22 protein-coding genes are annotated in these 21448 nt (G+C 44.8%); 6 read left to right on the top strand and 16 right to left on the bottom strand.

The window, feature by feature from the left end; all coding sequences use genetic code 11:
- Genes AB3351_RS06025 through AB3351_RS06035 form a run of 3 tightly spaced genes read right to left on the bottom strand, consistent with a single transcriptional unit; the run spans position 1 to position 5084 of the window.
- The gene (locus tag AB3351_RS06025; RefSeq protein ID WP_371146206.1) at positions 1-1479 is read right to left on the bottom strand and encodes an NHL domain-containing protein; all 1479 of its coding nucleotides are present in this window, start codon (positions 1477-1479) and stop codon (positions 1-3) included.
- 27 nt (positions 1480-1506) lie between these two features.
- On the bottom strand, positions 1507-3327 hold the full coding sequence (locus tag AB3351_RS06030; RefSeq protein ID WP_371146207.1) for a FecR family protein: 1821 nt from the start codon (positions 3325-3327) through the stop codon (positions 1507-1509).
- Complete coding sequence (locus tag AB3351_RS06035) at positions 3324-5084, bottom strand: CHASE2 domain-containing protein (RefSeq protein ID WP_371146208.1); 1761 nt, start codon at positions 5082-5084, stop codon at positions 3324-3326. The genes AB3351_RS06030 and AB3351_RS06035 overlap by 4 nt, the downstream gene beginning before the upstream one ends.
- A gap of 320 nt (positions 5085-5404) precedes the next feature.
- On the opposite strand from AB3351_RS06035, the gene AB3351_RS06040 reads away from it, so the two are divergent.
- Together AB3351_RS06040 and AB3351_RS06045 are read left to right on the top strand one after the other, a co-directional pair.
- Positions 5405-5767 (top strand): DUF3307 domain-containing protein, encoded by a 363-nt coding sequence (locus tag AB3351_RS06040; RefSeq protein ID WP_371146209.1) that lies wholly within the window; start codon positions 5405-5407, stop codon positions 5765-5767.
- Between the two features lie 34 nt (positions 5768-5801).
- Positions 5802-6485: a Crp/Fnr family transcriptional regulator gene (locus tag AB3351_RS06045; protein WP_371146210.1), complete on the top strand. Its 684-nt coding sequence runs from the start codon at positions 5802-5804 to the stop codon at positions 6483-6485.
- Positions 6486-6504: 19 nt separating this feature from the next.
- Here the strand turns inward: AB3351_RS06045 and AB3351_RS06050 are convergent, their stop codons facing one another.
- Together AB3351_RS06050 and AB3351_RS06055 are read right to left on the bottom strand one after the other, a co-directional pair.
- A complete protein-coding gene (locus AB3351_RS06050) occupies positions 6505-7653 on the bottom strand; it encodes a hypothetical protein (protein ID WP_371146211.1) in 1149 nt (382 codons plus the stop codon).
- A 73-nt stretch (positions 7654-7726) separates the two neighbouring features.
- The gene (locus AB3351_RS06055) at positions 7727-8491 is read right to left on the bottom strand and encodes an arylamine N-acetyltransferase family protein (RefSeq protein ID WP_371146281.1); all 765 of its coding nucleotides are present in this window, start codon (positions 8489-8491) and stop codon (positions 7727-7729) included.
- Positions 8492-8616: 125 nt separating this feature from the next.
- Between AB3351_RS06055 and AB3351_RS06060 the strand changes: the two genes are divergently transcribed.
- Together AB3351_RS06060 and AB3351_RS06065 are read left to right on the top strand one after the other, a co-directional pair.
- Positions 8617-8928, top strand: coding sequence for a winged helix-turn-helix transcriptional regulator (locus AB3351_RS06060; protein ID WP_371146212.1), 312 nt, complete (start codon positions 8617-8619; stop codon positions 8926-8928).
- A gap of 210 nt (positions 8929-9138) precedes the next feature.
- On the top strand, positions 9139-10101 hold the full coding sequence (locus AB3351_RS06065) for a bile acid:sodium symporter family protein (RefSeq protein ID WP_371146213.1): 963 nt from the start codon (positions 9139-9141) through the stop codon (positions 10099-10101).
- A 67-nt stretch (positions 10102-10168) separates the two neighbouring features.
- Here the strand turns inward: AB3351_RS06065 and AB3351_RS06070 are convergent, their stop codons facing one another.
- The 9 genes from AB3351_RS06070 to AB3351_RS06110 form a co-directional block, all read right to left on the bottom strand.
- Positions 10169-10780, bottom strand: coding sequence for a hypothetical protein (locus AB3351_RS06070; protein ID WP_371146214.1), 612 nt, complete (start codon positions 10778-10780; stop codon positions 10169-10171).
- Positions 10781-10864: 84 nt separating this feature from the next.
- The gene (locus AB3351_RS06075) at positions 10865-12442 is read right to left on the bottom strand and encodes a M56 family metallopeptidase (RefSeq protein ID WP_371146215.1); all 1578 of its coding nucleotides are present in this window, start codon (positions 12440-12442) and stop codon (positions 10865-10867) included.
- Position 12443: 1 nt separating this feature from the next.
- A complete protein-coding gene (locus AB3351_RS06080; RefSeq protein WP_371146216.1) occupies positions 12444-12818 on the bottom strand; it encodes a BlaI/MecI/CopY family transcriptional regulator in 375 nt (124 codons plus the stop codon).
- A 179-nt stretch (positions 12819-12997) separates the two neighbouring features.
- Positions 12998-13942, bottom strand: coding sequence for a S8 family peptidase (locus AB3351_RS06085; protein WP_371146217.1), 945 nt, complete (start codon positions 13940-13942; stop codon positions 12998-13000).
- Positions 13943-13967: 25 nt separating this feature from the next.
- Positions 13968-14207 (bottom strand): helix-turn-helix domain-containing protein, encoded by a 240-nt coding sequence (locus tag AB3351_RS06090; protein ID WP_371146218.1) that lies wholly within the window; start codon positions 14205-14207, stop codon positions 13968-13970.
- A 4-nt stretch (positions 14208-14211) separates the two neighbouring features.
- Complete coding sequence (locus AB3351_RS06095) at positions 14212-14358, bottom strand: YvrJ family protein (protein ID WP_373270228.1); 147 nt, start codon at positions 14356-14358, stop codon at positions 14212-14214.
- Positions 14336-14950, bottom strand: coding sequence for a sigma-70 family RNA polymerase sigma factor (locus tag AB3351_RS06100; protein WP_371146220.1), 615 nt, complete (start codon positions 14948-14950; stop codon positions 14336-14338). The genes AB3351_RS06095 and AB3351_RS06100 overlap by 23 nt, the downstream gene beginning before the upstream one ends.
- A gap of 286 nt (positions 14951-15236) precedes the next feature.
- The gene (locus tag AB3351_RS06105) at positions 15237-16034 is read right to left on the bottom strand and encodes a helical backbone metal receptor (protein ID WP_371146221.1); all 798 of its coding nucleotides are present in this window, start codon (positions 16032-16034) and stop codon (positions 15237-15239) included.
- Positions 16035-16174: 140 nt separating this feature from the next.
- The gene (locus AB3351_RS06110; protein ID WP_371146222.1) at positions 16175-17380 is read right to left on the bottom strand and encodes a cytochrome P450; all 1206 of its coding nucleotides are present in this window, start codon (positions 17378-17380) and stop codon (positions 16175-16177) included.
- Positions 17381-17576: 196 nt separating this feature from the next.
- Here AB3351_RS06110 and AB3351_RS06115 point away from each other — a divergent pair, with 196 nt between their 5' ends.
- Positions 17577-19193: an ABC-F family ATP-binding cassette domain-containing protein gene (locus AB3351_RS06115; protein ID WP_371146223.1), complete on the top strand. Its 1617-nt coding sequence runs from the start codon at positions 17577-17579 to the stop codon at positions 19191-19193.
- A gap of 113 nt (positions 19194-19306) precedes the next feature.
- Here AB3351_RS06115 and AB3351_RS06120 read toward each other — a convergent pair whose 3' ends face one another.
- The gene (locus AB3351_RS06120; protein WP_371146224.1) at positions 19307-19762 is read right to left on the bottom strand and encodes a thermonuclease family protein; all 456 of its coding nucleotides are present in this window, start codon (positions 19760-19762) and stop codon (positions 19307-19309) included.
- Between the two features lie 119 nt (positions 19763-19881).
- Between AB3351_RS06120 and kapD the strand changes: the two genes are divergently transcribed.
- Positions 19882-20529, top strand: coding sequence for a 3'-5' exonuclease KapD (gene kapD, locus AB3351_RS06125; RefSeq protein WP_371146225.1), 648 nt, complete (start codon positions 19882-19884; stop codon positions 20527-20529).
- Between the two features lie 86 nt (positions 20530-20615).
- On the opposite strand, the gene AB3351_RS06130 is transcribed toward kapD, so the two are convergent.
- A complete protein-coding gene (locus AB3351_RS06130) occupies positions 20616-21389 on the bottom strand; it encodes an ion channel (RefSeq protein ID WP_371146226.1) in 774 nt (257 codons plus the stop codon).
- Between the last annotated feature and the right edge of the window lie 59 nt (positions 21390-21448).

Consider the following 21448-nt stretch of genomic DNA (forward strand, 5'->3'; position numbering starts at 1 on the left):
TTATTGTCCGCTTTCAATCACGACTGCGTTATACTCCTCATCCTCCGCAAGTAAAAACGACAGGGCATTCTGCAAGTAACCCGCTTCGGCATATGTAATCCCGTCTTTTAGTACTACTTGAGCATTATCCGGACGAATGACAGTTACACTCCACGCCCCTTTTTTTAGCTGTACTTCCTTTGTTGCAGGCAGCCATTCTACTTTTGCCCCCCATTGTTCAAACAATGGCCTGATCGGAAGATAGGTCTTGTTCTCCTTCTTATACGGTTTTATGAGAGAGTTAAAATTGATAAGCTTACCGTCAAACCAGACCTGAACCTCCTGGCTGGCTGGTAAAAGTACGGTACCAGCAAGAAGATCCTCTTCACTTCGAATGGGCTCTAGCCGCTGCGGCTGAACGGGTATCATCTTCACCTTGTTATTCAACGAATCCGAAACATATAGTTTTCCTTCTTTATAAGCGAGCGCAACCGGTTGATTAAATTGTCCACTTTCAGTCGGACCTGCTGCATCCCCCGGTGCACGCTGTCCTGCAATCGTCACGACCTTACCGTCCGCTTGAACAGCACGTATTCTGTGATTCAGACTATCTGCGACAAATAAAACACCATCCGTATATACAAGTCCTACAGGTCGATTGAAGCTTGCTTCTCGTCGCTCCCCGTTTTTGTAACCACCGGCCATATAGCCTGTATCCTGATTCACTGAAGTCGGTTTGCCTGCAAACGTATTGACTTTGTTGTCGGAGGAGATAAAGCGGATCAGATGGTTGCCGCTATCGGAGACATACAGGCCTTTGTTGTTATCAAATGTAAGACCGATCGGTTCATTAAAACGCGCTTCTAAAGCACCTCCATCCGCATAGCCGCCACTCTCTCCCCGACGTCCGGCAACGGTTGTTACGATACCTTCTGGCGTAATTTTACGAATTACATGATTTAGTGTGTCGGCAACATACAGGTTGTTATCGGGATCGATCGCAAGACCGGTCGGGCTATGGAATTGTGCTTCCCTTCCCTTTCCATCCGTGTAGCCTGGCTTTCCTGTCCCCGCAAATGTATAGACTTTGCCGCTCGTAATTTTACGAATGGTATGGTTATCCGTATCGCTGATGTACAGATTCCCTTTGGTGTCCATTACGGCAAAGGACGGATTGTTGAACACGGCTTTGCCTGTATCGCCATCCGCATAGCCGCCCTTGGGCTGTCCGTACGCATCCGATGGCCGATCTGCTCCCGCTGCTGTCACTAGCTTCCCATCTGCCAGTCGGCGAATTTTTTGATTGGCAGAATCGACAATTATGAGACCATCTGGACTTACAAGCAAGCCCCACGGCTGATTCAGTTCGTGAACCGTATCGGTGCTTGCGCTATGAGAGGCGGCAGGCACAAGCTGTTCGATCGGAGCTGCGGCGTATACGGTGGGCGCCGTCAAGGCTAGGACGAGCGCCGTTCCGCATATCACATGTTTTATTTTCATGCTATATTCCCTCCGTAGGCGTATATTCTAGTTTCCTGGCTTTCTAAAAAGAGAGATACGAATTTGATATTGTTCTGGAGTACCTAGAGATATTGTTAGAGTATAGGGGCTATACTCTGTTATGTTTCCAAAGAATCCTGGTTTTAGCGCTATTTGAATGGAATCTGCTGTGCTGCCTCTAACCTCATAATCCACTCCATTTGTCAGCCTATATGTTTCCCCGGATACGTTATCATTAGAAAGTTCTAAATGTCCTAATGGCAGGCCAAAGCTTGTGATGCTCACACTAACCTCTTGAGAAACAGGCGGATTAACTTCAATAACATCAGGTGTAGCGAACGGTTCTACACGGAATTCCATAATTGTTTGTTCTTCTTCTTGTACATCGCCCGTGTCCTTATTTTTCAAAGTACCGGGGAAAATGCTAATGTCTATGAGGGAATCAATCGGGATCGCTTCGCTTAGCTCAATTTTTAATTTGTTATTGTCAATAGTAAGACGATCTACAGACCAAGTGTTAGGACCCATATTTTCCCTTATTTCCACACCTTGTTGGAGTGCTGGCGGTTCATTCGGTTCGTCCGGCATCGCCTGTGCAATGTTCGTTGTAAATGGAAGGATAAATGTTTTGTTATTTACTACATACAAATGTTTATTATTCATAAACTCATCTCTAGCAAGTTCAGGACGCTTCACTTCTCTGGCCTTAAGCGTTACAAGCAGCGTATACCCTGAAGCAAATGTAAGTTTCACCTCGAAAGAATCTCTGACGCCAACTTCACCCTGCAGGAAATCGCTATGCAGCACAATCGTCTGCTGTCCGGATTGCGATCCGCTCTCCAGTCGGTAATCGGTTCCCTGCTGCATCACTCGCTCACCGCTGGCATAAAATACTTCTGTTAGTGAATCACCTGCAAGTGCTACTTCCATATTCAGATCTTCCCTCTCAACCGGATCCGGGTGGTACATGCCCTGAGATACGATAGTCGGCTTAACTACAGGGCTCGGACTGCCTCCACCGCCATCCGAACCGCCGCCTGATTGATCTCTGGATGGAGCCGTTCCTTCATGAATAATCGTCGGCGATTCTGCCCTCTCTTCATTTTGCTGCTCATTATCTTGTGCCTGCTGCTTTTCCTTCCGCGCCTTGTCAATCCGCTCCTTTAGCGCCTGCAAAACAGGAGTCGGATTCGTCTTCAACATCTGCTCTACCTCTTCTGCGTACTCATCTAGCGCAAAGAGAGGCAGATCATCTACATTCAGCGCTTCCGGGACGCCCCCACCTGATGGAGTAAGATGCGCCTGCTCATTGGCATGAACGCTCGGTCCCGGTGTTCCATTAGGCTTTCTTACTGCAACCGTCCCTTCAATCACACCGACAAAACTAGTATTTTGCTCATACTTGACAACGAATTCCGTCCCCATGACTCCCATGATTGCGGTCGGGGTTTTAATTTCGAAGCGGGAATCTCCGGTCAATTTTTTCTTTACCTTAACCATTACACTTCCACCGAGCAGACTCATACTCGTCTTGCCGCCCATCGCTCTCGCGCTTTGTACAAGCTGACTGATGATGAGCTTCGTATTCGGACCAATAATTACTTCTTTACTACTGTCCAACTCCATATTCACCTTGCTTTTTGGACCTGTAATGATCATATCTCCCTGAGCAATCGCCATATTTCTAAACGCTTTGATTGGCTTTTTCCCACCGCTTTTCTTCACTTCTACACTGCCTGAAACAGCAGTAATTTTCCCTACCTTTTGCGTATCCTTGGCTTGAGCAAATCCGGGTATAATGACAGCCATAATAAGCAGCAAAGATAGAAATGATTTTACCGTTTTCACGTAAGCCCCTCCAATTCGTATATGCGTATGCCTTGTTCCTTTCCTTTTACCTTGATCTCTCCTAAGGGTGCGGCCATAATCTGCTCTTTAACCGACTCGTATACCGCTTCACTTATGATGATCTGTCCTGGCTTTGCGTTGCTTTCAAGGCGTGCGGTCGTATTGACCGTATCTCCAATCGCTGTATAATCCATCCTCGTCTTTGAACCGATATTGCCGAATACGGCCGGGCCTGTATGGATACCGATTCCAAACGTCACGCTGCGACCGAAGCGCTCCATCAGCTTCTTCTCTAATGCAACAGCGCCCTCTTTCATCGCCCATGCCGCTTGCACGGCTCTCATCTGATGATCTTCTAGCAACAGCGGCGCATTAAAAATTGCCATGGTCGCATCGCCGATAAATTTATCTAATGTTCCGCCGTAGCGAAAAATACATGTAGCGGTTAAATCAAGGTACTCATTAAGTATCTCAACGATTTCTTCCGGCTCCGCCTGTTCAGATAGCGGTGTAAATCCCCTAATGTCCACAAACAACACAGTCAATTCTCTTCGAGTACCTCCAAGCCTCAGCCCTTCTTCACCATTCTCTAGAATTTGGCTGACAACTTGCGGTGCTACATATCTGCCGAAAATATCTGTAACCCTGCGTCTCTCCAGCAGTTCTTTCATATAATTAAATCCAATGACAACGATATAGCTGGTAATAAGAAGCGAAATAAGATAACCGATTGAAATAATAATGCCTTTTCCATACAAATACGTGCTGCCAAAAATAAGACCACTAATGATCGCTACTAAAACAATAAAAGAAATCCCCGGATGCACTTTTCGGAAAAGATAATAGACAAAAAGTGTAGCCAGTACCAATATCACAGCGTTCCATTTCCAATCCAATTCCTGTTTGAAATTCTTCTCAAGCAACACCTGTATAATATTGGCGTGAATTTCTACGCCATACATTTTCGTTTTATGGTCCAACGGAGTAGGGTAGTCATCTTTCAGCCCTACCGCATAGGGACCGATCAGCACGATGCGATCTTTAAAATAATCGGGGGGTACCTCCCCGTTGAGTACGGACGAGTACGGAACCACTTCGAATTGCCCCGGCCCTCCCGCATAAGGGATATGAAAGCGGTTAAACGTATCCAGGGGAATATCCTCTGCATTCACTTGATGCTTTTGATTTCTTTCAAATATTTTGTAAATTATCCAAGAAAAACTCTCAATCGGCTTCTCTTTATAATGGAACGTATACAGAGATTTACGTACGACCTGATCTTCATCCGGAATAGTATTGATATGGCCCAGCCCTGTAGCCGCTTCCTTTAGTTCCAAAAACGGTTCTGATAGCTCTACCGCTTCAATGCTTCCCTGCTTTGCCGATGAATGAAATGTTCCGTAACGTGCCAGCACTACATTGCCTGCCCGTTTTACCGCGTCGATCATCTCCTTATTTTCTTCTGGATCATCAGACGGAACCGGAAAGGTAATATCAAAAGCAATGACTGCAGGTTTTCCCTGCGTAAGCGTATCAATTAGCTGGGCATGAACTCTTCGATCCCAGGGCCACTTCCCTATGTTTTCGATACTTTCATCATCAATGCCGATCACCACAACTCGATTATCTGTCCCACTCTCACGCTGCATAAATGTATCTTGAAAGAAAAAATCAATAAAATCCAATGTTCCTCTATACATAAAAAGAACCGCAAGCGCTGTTAGTACGGCAATCACTTGACCTAGCCTAACCCGCATAAGTCGCCTCCCCCTTCTAGCACAACAATGCTGCACACCTCTTTATCACCATACATTTTATAGTAAATACCTCCCTTAATCCCCCGCCAAAAGTCATATTTATGGTAATATGACTATCAGTGAACCGCTAGGCACAGCAGGAAGACCTATTCTTTATCTCGAATATGTCAGCTATCCGTGTGCTCTTTCCCACATCATTAACCAATATAGCAACAGACGAAATAAAAGAATGTAATGCAGACTACAGAATGAATAAAATATAAAATTTATACTATGTAAGAAGAAACTGTTATGGAAAACGGAAGGGGGTCTTTATAGTAATGAATCACTTCAGCGCTTTTGACATATTGCTGCTTGCACATTTGGTAGGTGACTATCTGCTGCAAACAGAATGGATGGCAAAATATAAGGCAGAACGATGGCTTCCACTACTCGCCCACTGCCTTGTATATACAATGGTTGTTGCATTGTTCGCGTTTTTATGGCTTCCTGACGGACTATCTACGTGGGGAATTGCACTGATATTTATCTCTCATATCATATTGGATCGTCGTACCCTGGTAGCTTTCTGGTACAAAAGAATTATGCGTGTAACGGATGCAAGCAGCAAGTGGTTGATGATTATTGTTGATCAGACATTTCATCTTCTCGCATTGGCGCTGGCTCTTGTTGTGACAGGTTAGAAGAGTAAAAATACGTACACGGAGGAGATTGTATTTGATTGATGTTCAATTTTTACGCTACTTTCCTTTTTTTGAGCACTTAAAAGAGACTGAATTAGCGGAGATCGCTCCCCTATTTATTACACGAACGTATGAGAAAGGGGCGAATGTGTTCTTTGAGGAGGAGGAAGGTGATGAGCTTTATATTATAAAATCTGGAGTCGTAAAAATTTATCGTGATGATAAGGCAAGAGAAATTATTCTTGCCATCTTTAGAGAGGGAGACTTCTTCGGGGAGATGGCTGTATTACAAAATGAGCGGGTTCGTTCAGCTTCAGCTAGAACACTGGAGAAAACTACTCTATATGTATTGAAGCGGTATGATTTTATTTCGCTCTTAAATCGAAGTCCTGGCATCTTCATAAAAATACTGGAAACCGCCTTAGATCGTCTGCGCAAGGCAAATGAACTTATTACCGATTTGACCATTCTAGACGCCCGTACACGCATTGTTAGAATGATCTTGCGGCTAATAGAAAATCACGGGCGCAAGAACAGAGAAGGCGTCTTAATTGATTTGAAATTAACCCACCAGCAAATCGCTGATATGACCGGAACTGTCAGAGAAACCGTAACGAAAATCCTTCTGGATCTGCAAAACCAGCAACTGATCCGAATCGATAAAAAGAAAATCATTATCCATGATGTTGAGAAGCTTACACTTATGCTCGATAGCTAGCAGCAACAAAGTAGTGCTCCTACTTTGTTGCTGCATCACGGTCAGACCCTTGTTTTATATCGATGATTCTCCAGGGGGACTGCTCAGTATTTCGCCCAACGTGAAATGTTATTTTTACCATCTCTGTTCCTTTTCCCTTGCGCTCCATCCGAATTTTTACCGGTATTTCAGCGTGTAGCATGTGTGTCAGTTCCATATTTTCTTTATACTTTTCAACACGGCGAAATGTCTGGATATTCGGCATTTCCTTCTGCAAGGTAAGCAGACTAGGGTTTTGCACATCAAAAAAACATCGGGATAATATATATGGATCTTGTGTATTTACCGCGCCGATAAAGCTGTCAACCAGCTCGTACGGCGTTACAGCAGTAAAGTACGTGTCCAGCTTCCCTGCCGCTTTGTAAATCATCAAATGATGTTCCGGGTCTTTATTGCGTGACCCGTGTGTCATACTGTCGAGAAAATGGATGCAGAAATGCCCGGAGAAACTGTTATCGGGAATACCATCCCCCCCATGTGGCATCCCCTGCATGGATGCCGCATAGTAGTGGTGATCCTTCTTGACTACAATCGCTTTTCTTTTCCAACTCCACTTGCCATTATATATTTGTTTCATTATTTTTGTATCAGCCTTCGTAAGCGGTTGTACGTCGGCATGGTATTTTCCGGCTCTTCGCTGCGCCTTAAACTCCAATCCTGTCTCCAAATCAATTACGGTGAATACAGATTTATTAGGAATATTCCTTTTTATCTCATTCCATGGCAGAAGCTTTCCGTAATGAGAAGCGGCTGCCATATCACTATAAGTCTTCAATTTTCTTTTCCACTTATTAGGAATAAGTAGCTGTTCTGAAGTGCGCGGATTAAATAATCCCCCTTCTTTATCCATAACATACTGCTCTTCCTTTTTTTTATGTACTAGAATAAGATAACGGTCGGTTATAGGAAGCGTGCTTATTTTAGCCTTTTTTGCGCGGGCGATAACTGACGGTGCATTGTCTACAATTACTCTAAGGCGTGTTATATGCGCTGAAGAGGGCGTACTTTTGATCATGACTGTAACATAGCTATCTGCATTCATTAATTCAAATGTAGACGTAGACATCCCTGTACAGAATATACCGACGAATATAACAAGAACGGGGAGAAAAAGACGCGATTTTCCCATGAAATCCTCCTTAGCTATCCTTCTTCCTCCCGTTATCTTGTTCAAATTCGCTGTGAAACATAAGATTTTTCTTTTATATATATTTGGAAGTGATACCGAACGACTTATGCAGGAAGGCTGGAATCTCTGCTTCTTCTACTGTAAATTTTCTTTTTTCCTCCTTTTTTGTAATCGTCACTTCGTTAGTAGATAACGTGATCCTGCCGTCTGCCAACGCCTGTGTTACAATGCGACGTTGGGTAAAGTGAGAGGCCGGTGAGGTTTGTGTATATTCACATACCTCATGAAATTCAGCCAACTCTTTTGGTGTAGTCGAAAAACGGTTTTTAATATCCCACACACCATCCACCCGCTTCTCTAAATCATACATACCAGGCTGTTCATGAGGAACAATACGATAGGTACCGCTCACATCTACCCTTTCTTCTCCTGTCAACGGGAGCGGTACACGAGCCGAATCACCGAACCCTACATCTACAAGATACGGCTCATCAAAATGAACAAGAATCGTCGCATGACTCCCCTTTATACCCCATTTACCATCGCCTGCATGAACAGTTGCGGCCACCAGATGCGCTGAGAAGCCAAGTTCGCGCAAAAGCCAGCAAAATAACCCGTTACATTCATAGCAGAATCCTTCTCGATGCCGCAGGATAATTTTTTCATACAGACTCTCAAGTGATAAGACAATCGGAACGCGATTCATTACATCGAGATTACCAAAAGGAACATGCAGTAGATGATGTTTCTGTAATTCCGTGGCACAAGAAAGCGTGGGTTGAATCTCTGTGGCAAGCAAAGGAAATTGTATACGATTCAAATACGTTTGTACGTCCATCACGCACTCACCTCTTTATGTTTTTATTATTTATTGTAGCGTGTTCCCTGATCGTATCAAAGCAAATCCTTTATTTAACTAATCTTTTTAGAGTAACTGTGGTAAAATATATAGAGGTGAAAAATATGAAACACGATCATACGCTTTGTCCACGGTTTGAAGCCGCCTTTGAACTGCTTGGGAAACGATGGACAGGCCTCATTATCCAATCACTTGTCCATGGGCCTATGCGGTTTAGTGAAATGAAAGAAATGATTCCGAACATGAGCGACCGGATGCTGGCAGAACGATGTAAAGAGCTTGAGCAGGCGAAAATTGTCGTACGCCATGTCTATCCTGAAACTCCGGTGCGCATTGAGTATGAGCTTACAGACAAAGGAAAAGCATTAAAGCCTGTTATGGATCAGATACAATGTTGGGCTGAAGAATGGATATAAAAACAACACAACTCTTATGACAGATCGTGTTGTTTTTTACTTATGGTGTTGGTAGTTTTTTTATTTTTATACGTAGTATTTTAATTCTTTTATGTTATTTTAAAATACTCTTCCAGTGTAGTGAACAGATACGGTCATACCCATTGCAAAAATAGGTCAAATCAAGGAAAATACTTGGAAACCATCTATAATTGGAGGCGAACATATGAAATGAGGATGGCAACGCTGGTGATTTCTCGCCTGATGCCCCTGTGGATCATCGTATTTGCGACATGGGGCATTTTCTCTCCCGATCTTTTCGCCGGCTGGCATCTGGCGGCCAGCCCGGCTTTAGGCTTTGTATTATTCATTATGGGAATTACGTTAGATCGCAGTCGGCTCGGCATTCTATTGCAAAACCCGAGAATCCCACTGCTCGGCTCACTTGGCAAATGGGTGATCGGGCCTGCCGTCTCGGTCATGATCGGCCTGCTTTTCTTTGGCGTCTCTGAGCTGTTCTACGGCGTCGTAATGGCCGGCATTGTGCCAAGTGGAACATCGGCAAACCTGAATTCGCTGATCGGAAGAGGTGACCTGGCCTTAAGCGTTACGATGTCTGCCATCGATACGATGATTGGCCCGCTGCTCACCCCGTTATTAGCAAAGTGGTTAATTGGTACAAGCGTTCAGTTTGCTTACCTTCCTTTTTTATGGAAGATGATCAAAATTGTTTTCCTGCCTTTACTCCTTGGAATTGTTGTACAGCACTTTTTTCCGCGTTCACATGAAGCGATCAAGCCGTATGCCTCCATATTATCTGCTCTTTCGCTGTACATAGTCGTTATCGGCATTGCATCGAATGCCAGCTCATCCTTGCTTGAGCATGCTGCCATTCTGCCCGCGCTCTTTTTCTGCGTGATTCTGCAAATCCTTCTTCAAATGCTTGGGGGCTATGTATATGCAAGGTGGCTGCGCTGCAGCGATGCGGAGTGCCGCTCAATGATCTTTGAAGTAGGCATTTGCAATACGGCACTCGCCACCGTGCTTGCCAATGACACGTTTGGGCCGCTCGCCGGTCTCGCTTCCATGGCGAATATGGTATGTAACTTAACCTTAGGAAGTTTGTTGGCCGTTATCCTGGCTTCCACCCCCCTCCGTACGTATTCCTCTGCTCCGTCAACCATCGCAAAATAAGCTGTTTTTTTCAGCGATACATACGCTCTTTCAGCAAGCCAGAGCATACATCGGATTGGCTCTGGCTTCATTCCTTCTTCTCCATAAAAACTTTTACGACAAGCGCCCACTCGGCACCTTTGGCCATCTCTTCGATCGATTCGTCGGTCCGAATATACTCACTGCCTTTTCCTTTAATTAGACCCCAGACCGCGGGCTGCTTATCATCCGATACTTCAATCGGCTCCTGCAGCGCTCGTGGTCCCCAGCCTGCTGCCTTATATTCTTCGATATTAACGACAGCGCTTGAGAAGCCGTTGCGGTCGGAAAATACGGACGTCATCGTATAACGGCTAGGCTCTCCCTTCTCCTCCTTTAACGATACGGAGAATTCCTGTGTGAACCTCTGCTTATCGAATCCTATACCCATCATGTTCCCTGAATTTTTCAGCTTGCCACTCTCCCATATCTCATACTTGGAGCCAACCATATTTTTTGTCCCCTGATACTGGACTTTGATGGCGCCTGCGATTAATCCGAGATGAGGTTCAAGCTTCTTCGTCTCCCCTTCAAAAAGACTGGACGGCGTGATGCGCATGGTTCCTTCTGGCGGCATCCCCTTCGCTTTCGTCCCGCTGCAGCCCGCTAGAAGAACACTCATGATGCATATGCCAACCACTGTCCATACAAGTCGTTTCACGCTACTCCTCCTTCCTTTTTCTTATCCTAGTACAAACTATACAAATGATACCATGTATCTCGATATAAAATATGAAGAAGTCTTCTATTCCCCATGGATGATCGCTTCATTGATGATTACTTGTTCTTTATATTTCATATATATTTGATCCATAAATTGATTGAATGCTTTTTTATATTCGCTTCCGTCCATCTGCTCGGGCGTACCGATTTTTTGATTGACATACTCGTTTACTACCAGGTTGAAGTGGTTTACCTTCCTTACATGCTCCCAATACTCCTTTTCAGGCAGCCGGTACTTTTCCATCCAAATTTTATGATTGTTTCTTGTTTCTTTATCATTTTTGAACTTTTCCCTTTCCTGTTCGACAAATTGATTTGCCTGCTTGATGTCCTCTGGGCTTGCTTCGATTCCCGCCTTCTTCGCTTCCACATACATAAGCCACCAGGAAAGCATAATGTTACGATCCTGTTCATCTGATAGATCATGTTCCAAAACGATCGGATCGCTCTTCAGCAGCTGAGCACTTCCATCCTTAAATGCAGCAACAACATCCTCCTTCATTGCCGCATGAACATCCTCCTTCGTTGTTGCATTCGTTAAGGTCGTACACCCTACCAAAAGAAAAATCATTACACCAACAATAGACCATACAGACGTGTTTCGTTTACACATAGCAATCGTAGTAATCCTCCTTTTTACGTAAGACGTACTTCTAGAAAAGCTTGTTGTGGAAGAAGAATATAGCGAATCGGAAGCGTTCTCAAGGAGTTTAATAATGGTATAGCCATACTCTTTTGTTTCATGAGGATTGATATAGGAAAGGGCAAGCGCGTCACATGCTATTTCTTGATCCTCTCGCATGCGATAGTACGCATACCATAAGATAGGATTAAACCAATGAATCATAAGCAGACAATTCATTAACCAGTTGATACCTATATCTTTGCGTTTGAAATGAACCAGCTCGTGCAAAAAGACATAGCGCAGCTCATTTTCACTCAGTGTTTCAATCCATTTTTCCGGGAGTAACAGTTTTGAATTTACAAAACCATAAAGTGCGGGACTTGCAACCTGACAGGTCTTAATTAAAGGTATGTTCGCTTTACTATTTGTCTTCTTTTTACATTCTTCAAAAATACGGATGATTCTTGCGTCGCTGATGGCAGGCTCCTTGTTCACCTTTTTTAAAAACCTTATGCTTCTAAGAAGAGCGGAGCGTGCAGTAAGCGCAACACCAGTTATCCATATTAAAAACAAACCGGTAAAAACAAATGACTTTTTTCTTTGCTCATGTGATGCAGCTTCAATACCATCCTGTTTGTTGAACCCATCCATCATTTTCTTTACATCGGTTACTTTGTGTATGGGAAGCGATTCATTCGTTGTACTAAAAGGAACGCTTTGCAGCGTATGAAGCTGACTGTTTTCCCCCTTTTCCGCTGAAAACACATTATATATGCTCACAGAACTCTCAGGGGTCCAGGGCAGGATCAGCCGCAGGATAAGCACAAACCATAGCGCATACATCCACTGTGCATGCAGACGATGTTTACATATTAATGTAATGAGCAGAATAAATGGAACGATTACACTCGCCATTATGGAAGTCGTTACTACCCATATAAACAATTCTGAAAAAGAAAGGAAGATCGTATTCAACTTACGTATCTCCCTTCTCCAAAATGTTCTTCAGTTCTTCAACTTCATTTGGCGTCAGCTTTTTCTCCTTTATAAAATGAACCAATGCAGGCTGTAAGGCTCCACCAAAAACCCGCTCTATAAACGACTCACTTTCTACTTTTATACAATCTTCTTTGCTCACCAAAGGATAGTACTCATACATTCGGCCCTTCTGGTTATAACCGAGCGCCTTTTTTTTGACCAATCTGCTTATCAAAGATTTCACGGTTTTATCATTCCAATTACGATGAGCACTCAAAGCATCGATCACTTCATTCGCAGAACGGGGAGAGGCCGACCAAAATTCCTTCATTACTTCCCACTCGGCATCCGATATTCTTGGTATTTCCTTCATCGCTATCCCCCTTTCAATTACAACTGTAATCTTATATAGAGATTACAGTTGTAATTGAATTTTGTCAATAGTTAATCTATTTATCTTCATCGTAAAATAAATCGTGGCTGTTACCAAGGTGTTTATTTGAACACCCCAGTAACAGCCACGTATTAACCCTTATTTACATAAGCAATGACTTATACAGACGACACCCGTGTCTTCGCCGCTAAATTAAGAAGCCCGTTGCCTTCCGCCTGTGCACCGTATCCCAGCGGAATGGTTCGTTTACATAGCTGTGCGTACAACTCCCCCTCTGTCAAGGGCCGTCCAAATTCCTGCTCACAGCGATTACTAATGAGTGCAAGCGCTCCTGCAACATGTGGGGTCGCCATGGATGTACCGGATAAGACCCCGTATTTGCTTCCAGGATATGTGGATACCACCTTCATGCCGGGTGCAACCACATCCACTTGATTATTTGTATTAGAGAACGGGGCCAATCTGCCTTCAAAATCAACCGCCCCGACCTGTATGACTTCATTGTATGAACCAGGGTACGATAACTCTGGTGTATCGGGATTGCTATCGCCTTCATTTCCCGCAGCCACGACAACACACACCTGATTTTGTACAGCTTTGATAATCGCTTCATGCAGCGCGGGAGCATCGTCCGGGCCACCAAGCGACATCGTAATGATCCGTACACGCTCTCCGCTCGGTCCTCTCCAGGCAAGCGCATACTCGATCGCATCAATAATCCATTGATAGTCTCCGCTTCCCTCTCCCGTCAGCACTTTTAGAATCAACAGGTTCGCTTTCGGTGCCGCTCCTACTACACCTTGACCGTTATAGGCAGCAGCCACTGTACCTGCTACATGTGTGCCATGATAATGATTATCTGCATAACATTCCCGATCTCCACCATAATCGGTTGTAAAATTGCGGCCACCGACAATATTGCAAGCCAGATCAGGATGATCCGTCTGACAGCCGGTATCAAGCACGGCAATGACGACTCCCTCTCCGTACGAAGCCGTCTCCCATTCTTCCGGTGCTTGAATCAGCGCAATTCCTTCAGGTATCTCATTTGCCTGCTCCTTCACTTCTTCAATAACGGTAGGAAACAAATGCATCATACTCATACATAATCCTCTCCTTTTCTTCTTTTTAACTGCTGTATTTTATGTCTGCAATAAATGCCCAGAATCCTGGCGTCGTCCCTGTGTCAAAGCGGTGCAGCGCTCTGATGAGCTCCATTTTTATCTCCTGCTCCATGTCGTCGCGCTGGTAGGATGCAAGGAATTGGCTCGATTTTTTAATCTTCGGCTCAAACATATGCAGGATGCAGCGAATCGCTTCTGGATCATTTTCTTTTGCCCGTCGTATCAATTCGTATAGCGACTCCATCTCTTCACCTCTTCCGCATTTCATCCATCATATCCTGAACATCTTCAGAGAGTTGCTGAAACCCTTTTTCAAGCCGCAGCAGCAAATAGAATGTAACAACAATCGGAAAACCGACATTGCGAATCAGATTAATCCATTCGCCCGGATCCAATGTACTCACCCTCTCTATAAAATACGCGCAGGGAAGTCAGCGCCTTGCTGTACGATTTGGAGACGGATTGCTGTGAGATACCGAGAACTTGTCCAATTTCTTTGTGTGTAAGACGGTACAGGAAATGCAGTTCTAAAATGGTAAGCTGTCTTTTTGGAAGGTGGCTTAGCGCCTTATATAATGAAGGATGAGAGATGTGATCTTGCAGGCGCTTTGTACTGCATACAACAAGTTCTATAACCTCTTTCTCTTGATCTGAATGCCGGTTATAGACTGCATATAAAGACAAATGCAGACGCCGCTTCCTCTCTTTTTGATAGAAATCACGTGCTGCGTGTGTGATTAGCTTGGTGAGGTAGTGAATCAATCGAATTTCACTAAAGTGCCGTCTAAAGGCTTCATCCAATTGACGATGATAGTGGGGAGCGGGAAAACACACAGCATCAACAAATAAGCGATAGTACTCTGGATTACTCAGAAAGCTGGCAACGATGCGATGGGATAGTTGATCATGATGTTCCTGAAGAAATGTGTAGAATACAGCTTCAAGATGCGGATGCGTTTCTTTGTACGCAAATGGATATTTTTCCATATCACCCCTCCTTTGCTCTATAAAGAAGGACATCATGCGCCGCAACACAACCTGTATTTCAAAAATCATTCCAAGTAAATAGGATGACAGAGATGAGATACGTCTAATATCCTGTAAGCTACACGATAATAGACCTACATGGATAAGGGGAAAAACAAGAGGAGAGAACAAGAATGCTGCTGTATGGTTTTATTTTTATTTAGTTTTCCCATCAAACATTCTTGTTCTTTTAGTATAACACGAAGAATAACAATACAGATAGATATTTCAGAATATTATATCTTTTTTATTTCGTATCCAACATCGAAAGCAGCTTAATAAAATAAGCCGCCGCTTCCTTCATATGGACACCATACCAGGAAAACATCTCTCCATCCACCAAAATGGTTTTGCTATCGGGAAACATGTCGCAAAAGGCATCCTGGTGTGCTTTTTGAAACGGAAACGGTTCTGAAGATAAGAGGATGACATCCGGCTTTGCTATGCGTATTTCTTCCTCCGTGACAGCAGGATACCGCCCTTCAGCTTCTGCAAATACATTCACTAACCCACATTTCATAAGCAGCGAATGAATGTATGTGTGATTTCCAGCGACCATGTACGGCTTCTGCCAGATAAAATAAGCAACGCGCAAAGGCTCTAGCGGACGCAGGGAAGCAAAGGCTGTCTCAATCTCATGCACCATCCCCTGCGCTGCCAGCTCCGTTCCGGTGATCCGCCCCAAATCCTCAATCATCCGTAGCGCATCTTCGTAAGATTCTACATCGGCAACATAAACAGGATAGTTTTCGGCTAAACTCTCCACCATTTCCTTCGGGTTCTCTTCCTTTTCAGCAATAATCAGCGTAGGGGCTAATTCCTCTATGACGTCCGGCTTGATTTGTTTGGTCCCGCCTACCCTCCGCACTCCCTCTACTTGTTCCGCAGGGTGAATACAGAATTGAGTGCGGCCGACTATTCGATCTCCAAGCCCCAGTGCAAAAAGTGTGTCTGTCAGCGAGGGACATAATGAAATCATACGCTGCGGGGGAAACTCATACGTCACGCTGCGTCCTGCGTGATCAGTTACGGTTTTTGCGGTCATACTGACACTCCTCCTCCTACAAAGCCAAGCTTTTTATTTCTTCTATTATAATATGCGAGACAGGATTGGACTACGGCGCAACTTGTAGAAGGACAAAATAAAAGCCGTTCCTCGTCACACGCACGAAGAACGGCTTGAAATTACGTATCGAAGCGAACTTGCAGCTCTTTTGTGCCATACACAAATGGACTGGGAATCGGATGCCACGGCTGCTCTTTTATGAATTGTATGTGTATAATGCGCTGCAGAAGAATACCAAGCGCCACCTGCGCCTCTAAACGAGCAAGCGGTGCGCCAAGGCAGAAGTGAATACCAAACCCAAAGCCCATGTGCGGATTCGGATTCCGATCCGCCACAAAACGGTTCGGTTCTGTAAAATGCGACGCATCACGATTGGCAGAACCGATCCACACGCTTACCTGCTGCCCTTTTTTTATTTGCTGACCTGCAACTTGCGTATCTTCTGTGGCGATGCGATTGGTTGCAAGAATTGGCGGATAGAAGCGCAGCACCTCTTCAATCATCAGCTTTACGTTTTCCTCGCTCTGCCGGAGAAACGCAAACAGTTCAGGCTGTTCGACCATGCGCCGTACCGCATTCGTAAGCAGATTGGTCGTGGTTTCATTGCCTGCTGCAAGCAGCAAAATGCAAAACTCAAGCACTTCTTCATCCGTAAGCTTGTCCCCGTCCAATTCAGCTTCCACCAGACGCGTAATCAGATCATCCTGCGGCATGGTCCGTCTTTTGCCGATGACATCCAGAAAATACGCATCCAGTTCCCTGCGTACCCGCCATTTCTCTTCTAGCAGTGCAGCAAACGCTGCCTCACTCGTATCTTTCGGCCCTTTGACAATCATATCCGACCAGTCCTTGAATAACTGCCGATCTTGTGCCGGTACCCCTAACAGCTCGGCAATTACAATTACAGGAAGCGGATAAGCCAGATCATACACGACATCCATTTCTTTTTTATCTGTCACCGCATCAAGCAATTCATGTGTAATTGAAGCAATGCGCGGTGTAAGATCAGCTACTGTTTTAGGTGTAAACGCTTTGCTTACAATGCTGCGCATAGCGGTATGGCGCGGCGGGTCCATACTGATAATGCTTCCAAGCAGCACGGGACCGCTGCCCTGCCGCGCGGATGAGAAGAGCTTCGGGTTTTTCAACACGAATTTTACATCATCATACCGGAATAGATCCCAGCAGCCCCGTACCTCATCATATCGTGCCGGCTGCCTATCCCGCATAGCCGCAAACCAGGGAAACGGATTTGTTCTTCCTTCATCAGTGGTAAGCTCTGGGATGGGAATAAGTACACCGGGACGGTCTTGAGAATCTTCCATAAGATATCCCCTCCTTCTGTTCAACAATGTCAGCCATCTTTACATTTTTGTCGAATGACATCAAAAAAATTCAATGTGTTTTATTTTTTGGTATCCCTCAAAGGGAAAAATGCTGTGGGGGGTCTATCGGAGAAGAAAGTGTGCTATAATGCATGATTAGTGATAGAAAACGACAAAAGGATGGTAGATAACGGATATGATTAGTACAACGGGGTTAACGCTGCGCTACGGAAGCCGTGCGCTTTTTAGCGATGTAAACATAAAATTCACGCCTGGTAATTGCTACGGCTTAATCGGAGCGAACGGTGCAGGCAAATCAACATTCCTTAAGATTCTTGCAGGCGAGATTGAGCCGACCAACGGCGAAGTCAACATTACGCCGGGCGAGCGCTTGGCTGTACTGAAGCAGAACCATTTCGAATTTGATGAATTCGAAGTTCTAAAAACTGTCATTATGGGTCATCGCCGCCTGTATGAGATTATGGAAGAGAAAGACGCACTCTATGCTAAGCCTGACTTCTCCGATGAAGACGGTATCAAAGCATCCGAACTTGAGGGTGAGTTCGCTGAACTTAACGGCTGGCAGGCGGAAGCAGAAGCAGGTGAGCTGCTGATCGGACTTGGGATTCCGACAGATTTGCATGATAAGAAAATGAATGACCTAGATGGCAGCCAAAAGGTACGTGTACTGCTTGCTCAGGCGCTGTTTGGCAATCCGGACATTCTTCTGCTTGATGAGCCGACGAACCACTTGGACCTTGAGTCAATCGCATGGCTTGAGAATTTTCTATACAACTATGAAAACACTGTCATCGTGGTCTCGCATGACCGTTATTTCTTAAATAAAGTATGCACGCACATCGCCGACATCGACTTTGGCAAAATTCAGCTATATGTCGGCAACTACGACTTCTGGTATGAATCCAGTCAGCTTGCATTAAAGCTGGCGAAAGACGCAAACAAGAAAAAAGAAGAAAAAATTAAAGAACTCGAAGCGTTTATCCGCCGCTTTAGCTCCAATGCATCCAAAGCAAAACAGGCGACTTCCCGTAAGAAACAGCTCGATAAAATTACGCTCGATGATATCCGCCCTTCTTCACGCCGCTATCCGTATATTAATTTCAAGCCGGAGCGTGAAGCGGGCAAAGACATCTTAGCCGTTAAGGATATAAGCAAAACAATCGAAGGTGAACTGGTGCTTAACCATCTCAACTTCATTGTTAACAAAGGCGATAAAATCGCGCTGGTTGGAACAAATGAACTCGCAAAAACTACGCTGATGCAGATTCTTATGGGCGAGCTTGAAGCAGATACTGGTGAATACAGTTGGGGTGTAACCACATCACAAGCCTATTTCCCGAAGGACAATGCCGCCTACTTTGAAGGGAACGATCTGACTCTTGTTGATTGGCTGCGTCAGTTCTCTACGGACCCGGATGAAACGTTCGTACGCGGATTCCTTGGCCGGATGCTCTTCTCCGGTGAAGAGGCGCTTAAAAAAGCAAGTGTTCTCTCCGGTGGTGAGAAGGTGCGCTGCATGCTGTCCCGTACCATGCTATCCGGTGCCAATGTGCTGCTCTTTGATGAGCCGACCAACCACTTGGATCTTGAATCCATTACTGCACTCAACAACGGATTGATTGACTTTAATGGTACGCTGCTCTTCACCTCACATGACCATCAATTCGTACAGACAGTAGCAAATCGGATCATCGAAATCACGCCGAACGGATTAATTGATAAACAAATGGAATACGATGAGTATCTTAAGAGTGAAGAGGTTAAAAAGCAGCGCGAAGCAATGTATGCTTAATAGAAAAATGCACACAAAACAAAAAGCCAAGCATGTTGATGTGACAACATGCTTGGCTTTTCCTTTTATCAAGGTTTCGGCTGAAATATGATTTTCTGGACAAGCCTCGTTTTTTAGTTTGCGGTCGTTTGTGCCTGTGTAAATAATGGAAGATAGCGCGTCTGTTCAGGAGCTAGGTCAACCTTTGCGTACCGCTCGACAAGCAGCCGATGGTTTAACATTTCTTCACCCACCCATACATATGCTGTAATATTCCCTTCCACATCCCGCGCCTGCTCATCATATTCAAGCTCAATCTCATGGCCGACAAGCTTTTCTTTTACGTAAAGCCGCACAGACGGATCTGCTGCAACCGTAATTCCTTGCATGCGGATACTATACGTTTGGCCTTTTATCGTAGCGAGAATTCTGTTATCGTGTGTCCACTTATACACATAGGCGGTCACCGTTCCATCCGGTTTATGTATCGTATCTCCATACTGTGCCGACACTTGATCAGCTTGCGCGTACCCGGCAGCAAAAAAAGAAAGAAACCAAACCAAAAACACAAAGTCGTGCAGCCGAAACATGCAGCTCTTCCTCCTTCCATATCCACTTTAACCATATGAGCAATTCCGCCAATAATTGACTGATTTGCCTTTTAAAAATAAAATGATTGGAAAAAGAAAAAGAGAAACGAGGAGCACGGATGAACGAGCGATATATTTTTATTGATTTTGAATTTACGACATTTGAACGGAAAGAAGCGCCAAAGGGATTTTTTCATGAAGTGATCGAAGCAGGTGTTGTCGTTGTCGAGAAAGACAGCATTGTGGATACGTTTTCTTCCCTTGTCGTACCGAAGTTTTTTCCCGAACTTGGTGAGAAATGCCGGAGCTTAACCGGGATTACACAGGAGGAAGTGATGGGGGGGATGCAATTTGTGCAGATGATTGATAACTTGCTCACCCACTACATACCACAGGAGACAACACTTGTCACATGGGGCGACCTCGATGTAAAGGCGCTGCGCCGCAACTGCCGTGAACACCGTGTCAAATTCCCCTTCTCTGTCATGCTTGAAGATTGGCTGGATTTATCTAAAGCATATCAGGGCTATTATGGACACAAGGATACGCCGGGATTATGGTATGCTCTAGATAAATATGGATTGGCTGATAGGGCGCAATCACACCGTGCGCTCGATGATGCCATAGCGACCTATAAGGTTATGCAGCAGATGAAAGAAGATGCGTGGGTGTATACGCCGCAGGCACCAGCTATGCAGACATCCATTGCCGACTTGATGGGCCATCAGATGTCACTCCTTGAGAAGCTTAAACAGCAATTATCATAATGACATTCTCTCGTTATTTTTCAAATAAAAGAGGAAGCCCTGCACTCTTATCGACATGAGGCAGGGCTTTACGTTGTACGACTAAGCTATGCTTTTTTGGTATAGGCAGCGTGAACCGCCGCACGTGAAATCATCTGATATGAAAGAATAAACTCATCCACCTTCACATGGGCAAAGCTGTTTATGTGCCGCTCATCCATAATTTCTACCGTCGTATGGACGGAAGGAGCTATGCGTTCGACAGCCGTCGCAATTAACAGCGATTTTCCATCTGTTAAAAGAGTATCCGTAATGTTATCATCAGCAAAAACCAGCACAGCATGGGCATAAGCTATATGTGCTCGCAGCATTGTATCCTCGTCTGTAGCATCGCCGCGAACATAGAACACATTTTCCTGCAAGAGCGGCGCTTTCTCCAGGTGGTCGACAAGCACAATCTCCTGATCTGGATGGGAACGTCGCATCTCGCGGATCGCATGTTCCGCTTTCTTACTCCAGCCGAATATTACCATATGCCCCTTCCCTTTATAGGTCAAACTCCCTTCCTCCCTTCTCTTACGGATAAGCGAAAATGAATCGATAATTCTCCCAATTACAATACCGATTAAGCCGATACCAAATATGTACAACAGCATTGCATAAAGCTTGCCTGCTGTCGATTGTGGCGAAAAGTCGCCATATCCGACCGTTGTTAGCGTCGTCATTGTCCACCACAGGCCATTAAAAGGCGTTTTAAACGTTTGTGGTTCCAGCCAATACATGACATATGAACTAACAAGCACAAGCAGCCCGGTGACACTAATGAGCAGCAGACTTGAGCCGCGCATTACATTGAAAAAAAAACGGCGAAAAAATAACACACAGCTCTCTCCTTTTCTCGCAATGCCTTCTAATTTTTTTCATTATTACACGTTTTTTG

It is taken from the genome of Aneurinibacillus sp. REN35 (assembly GCF_041379945.2).
In the GTDB taxonomy this organism is placed as follows: domain Bacteria; phylum Bacillota; class Bacilli; order Aneurinibacillales; family Aneurinibacillaceae; genus Aneurinibacillus.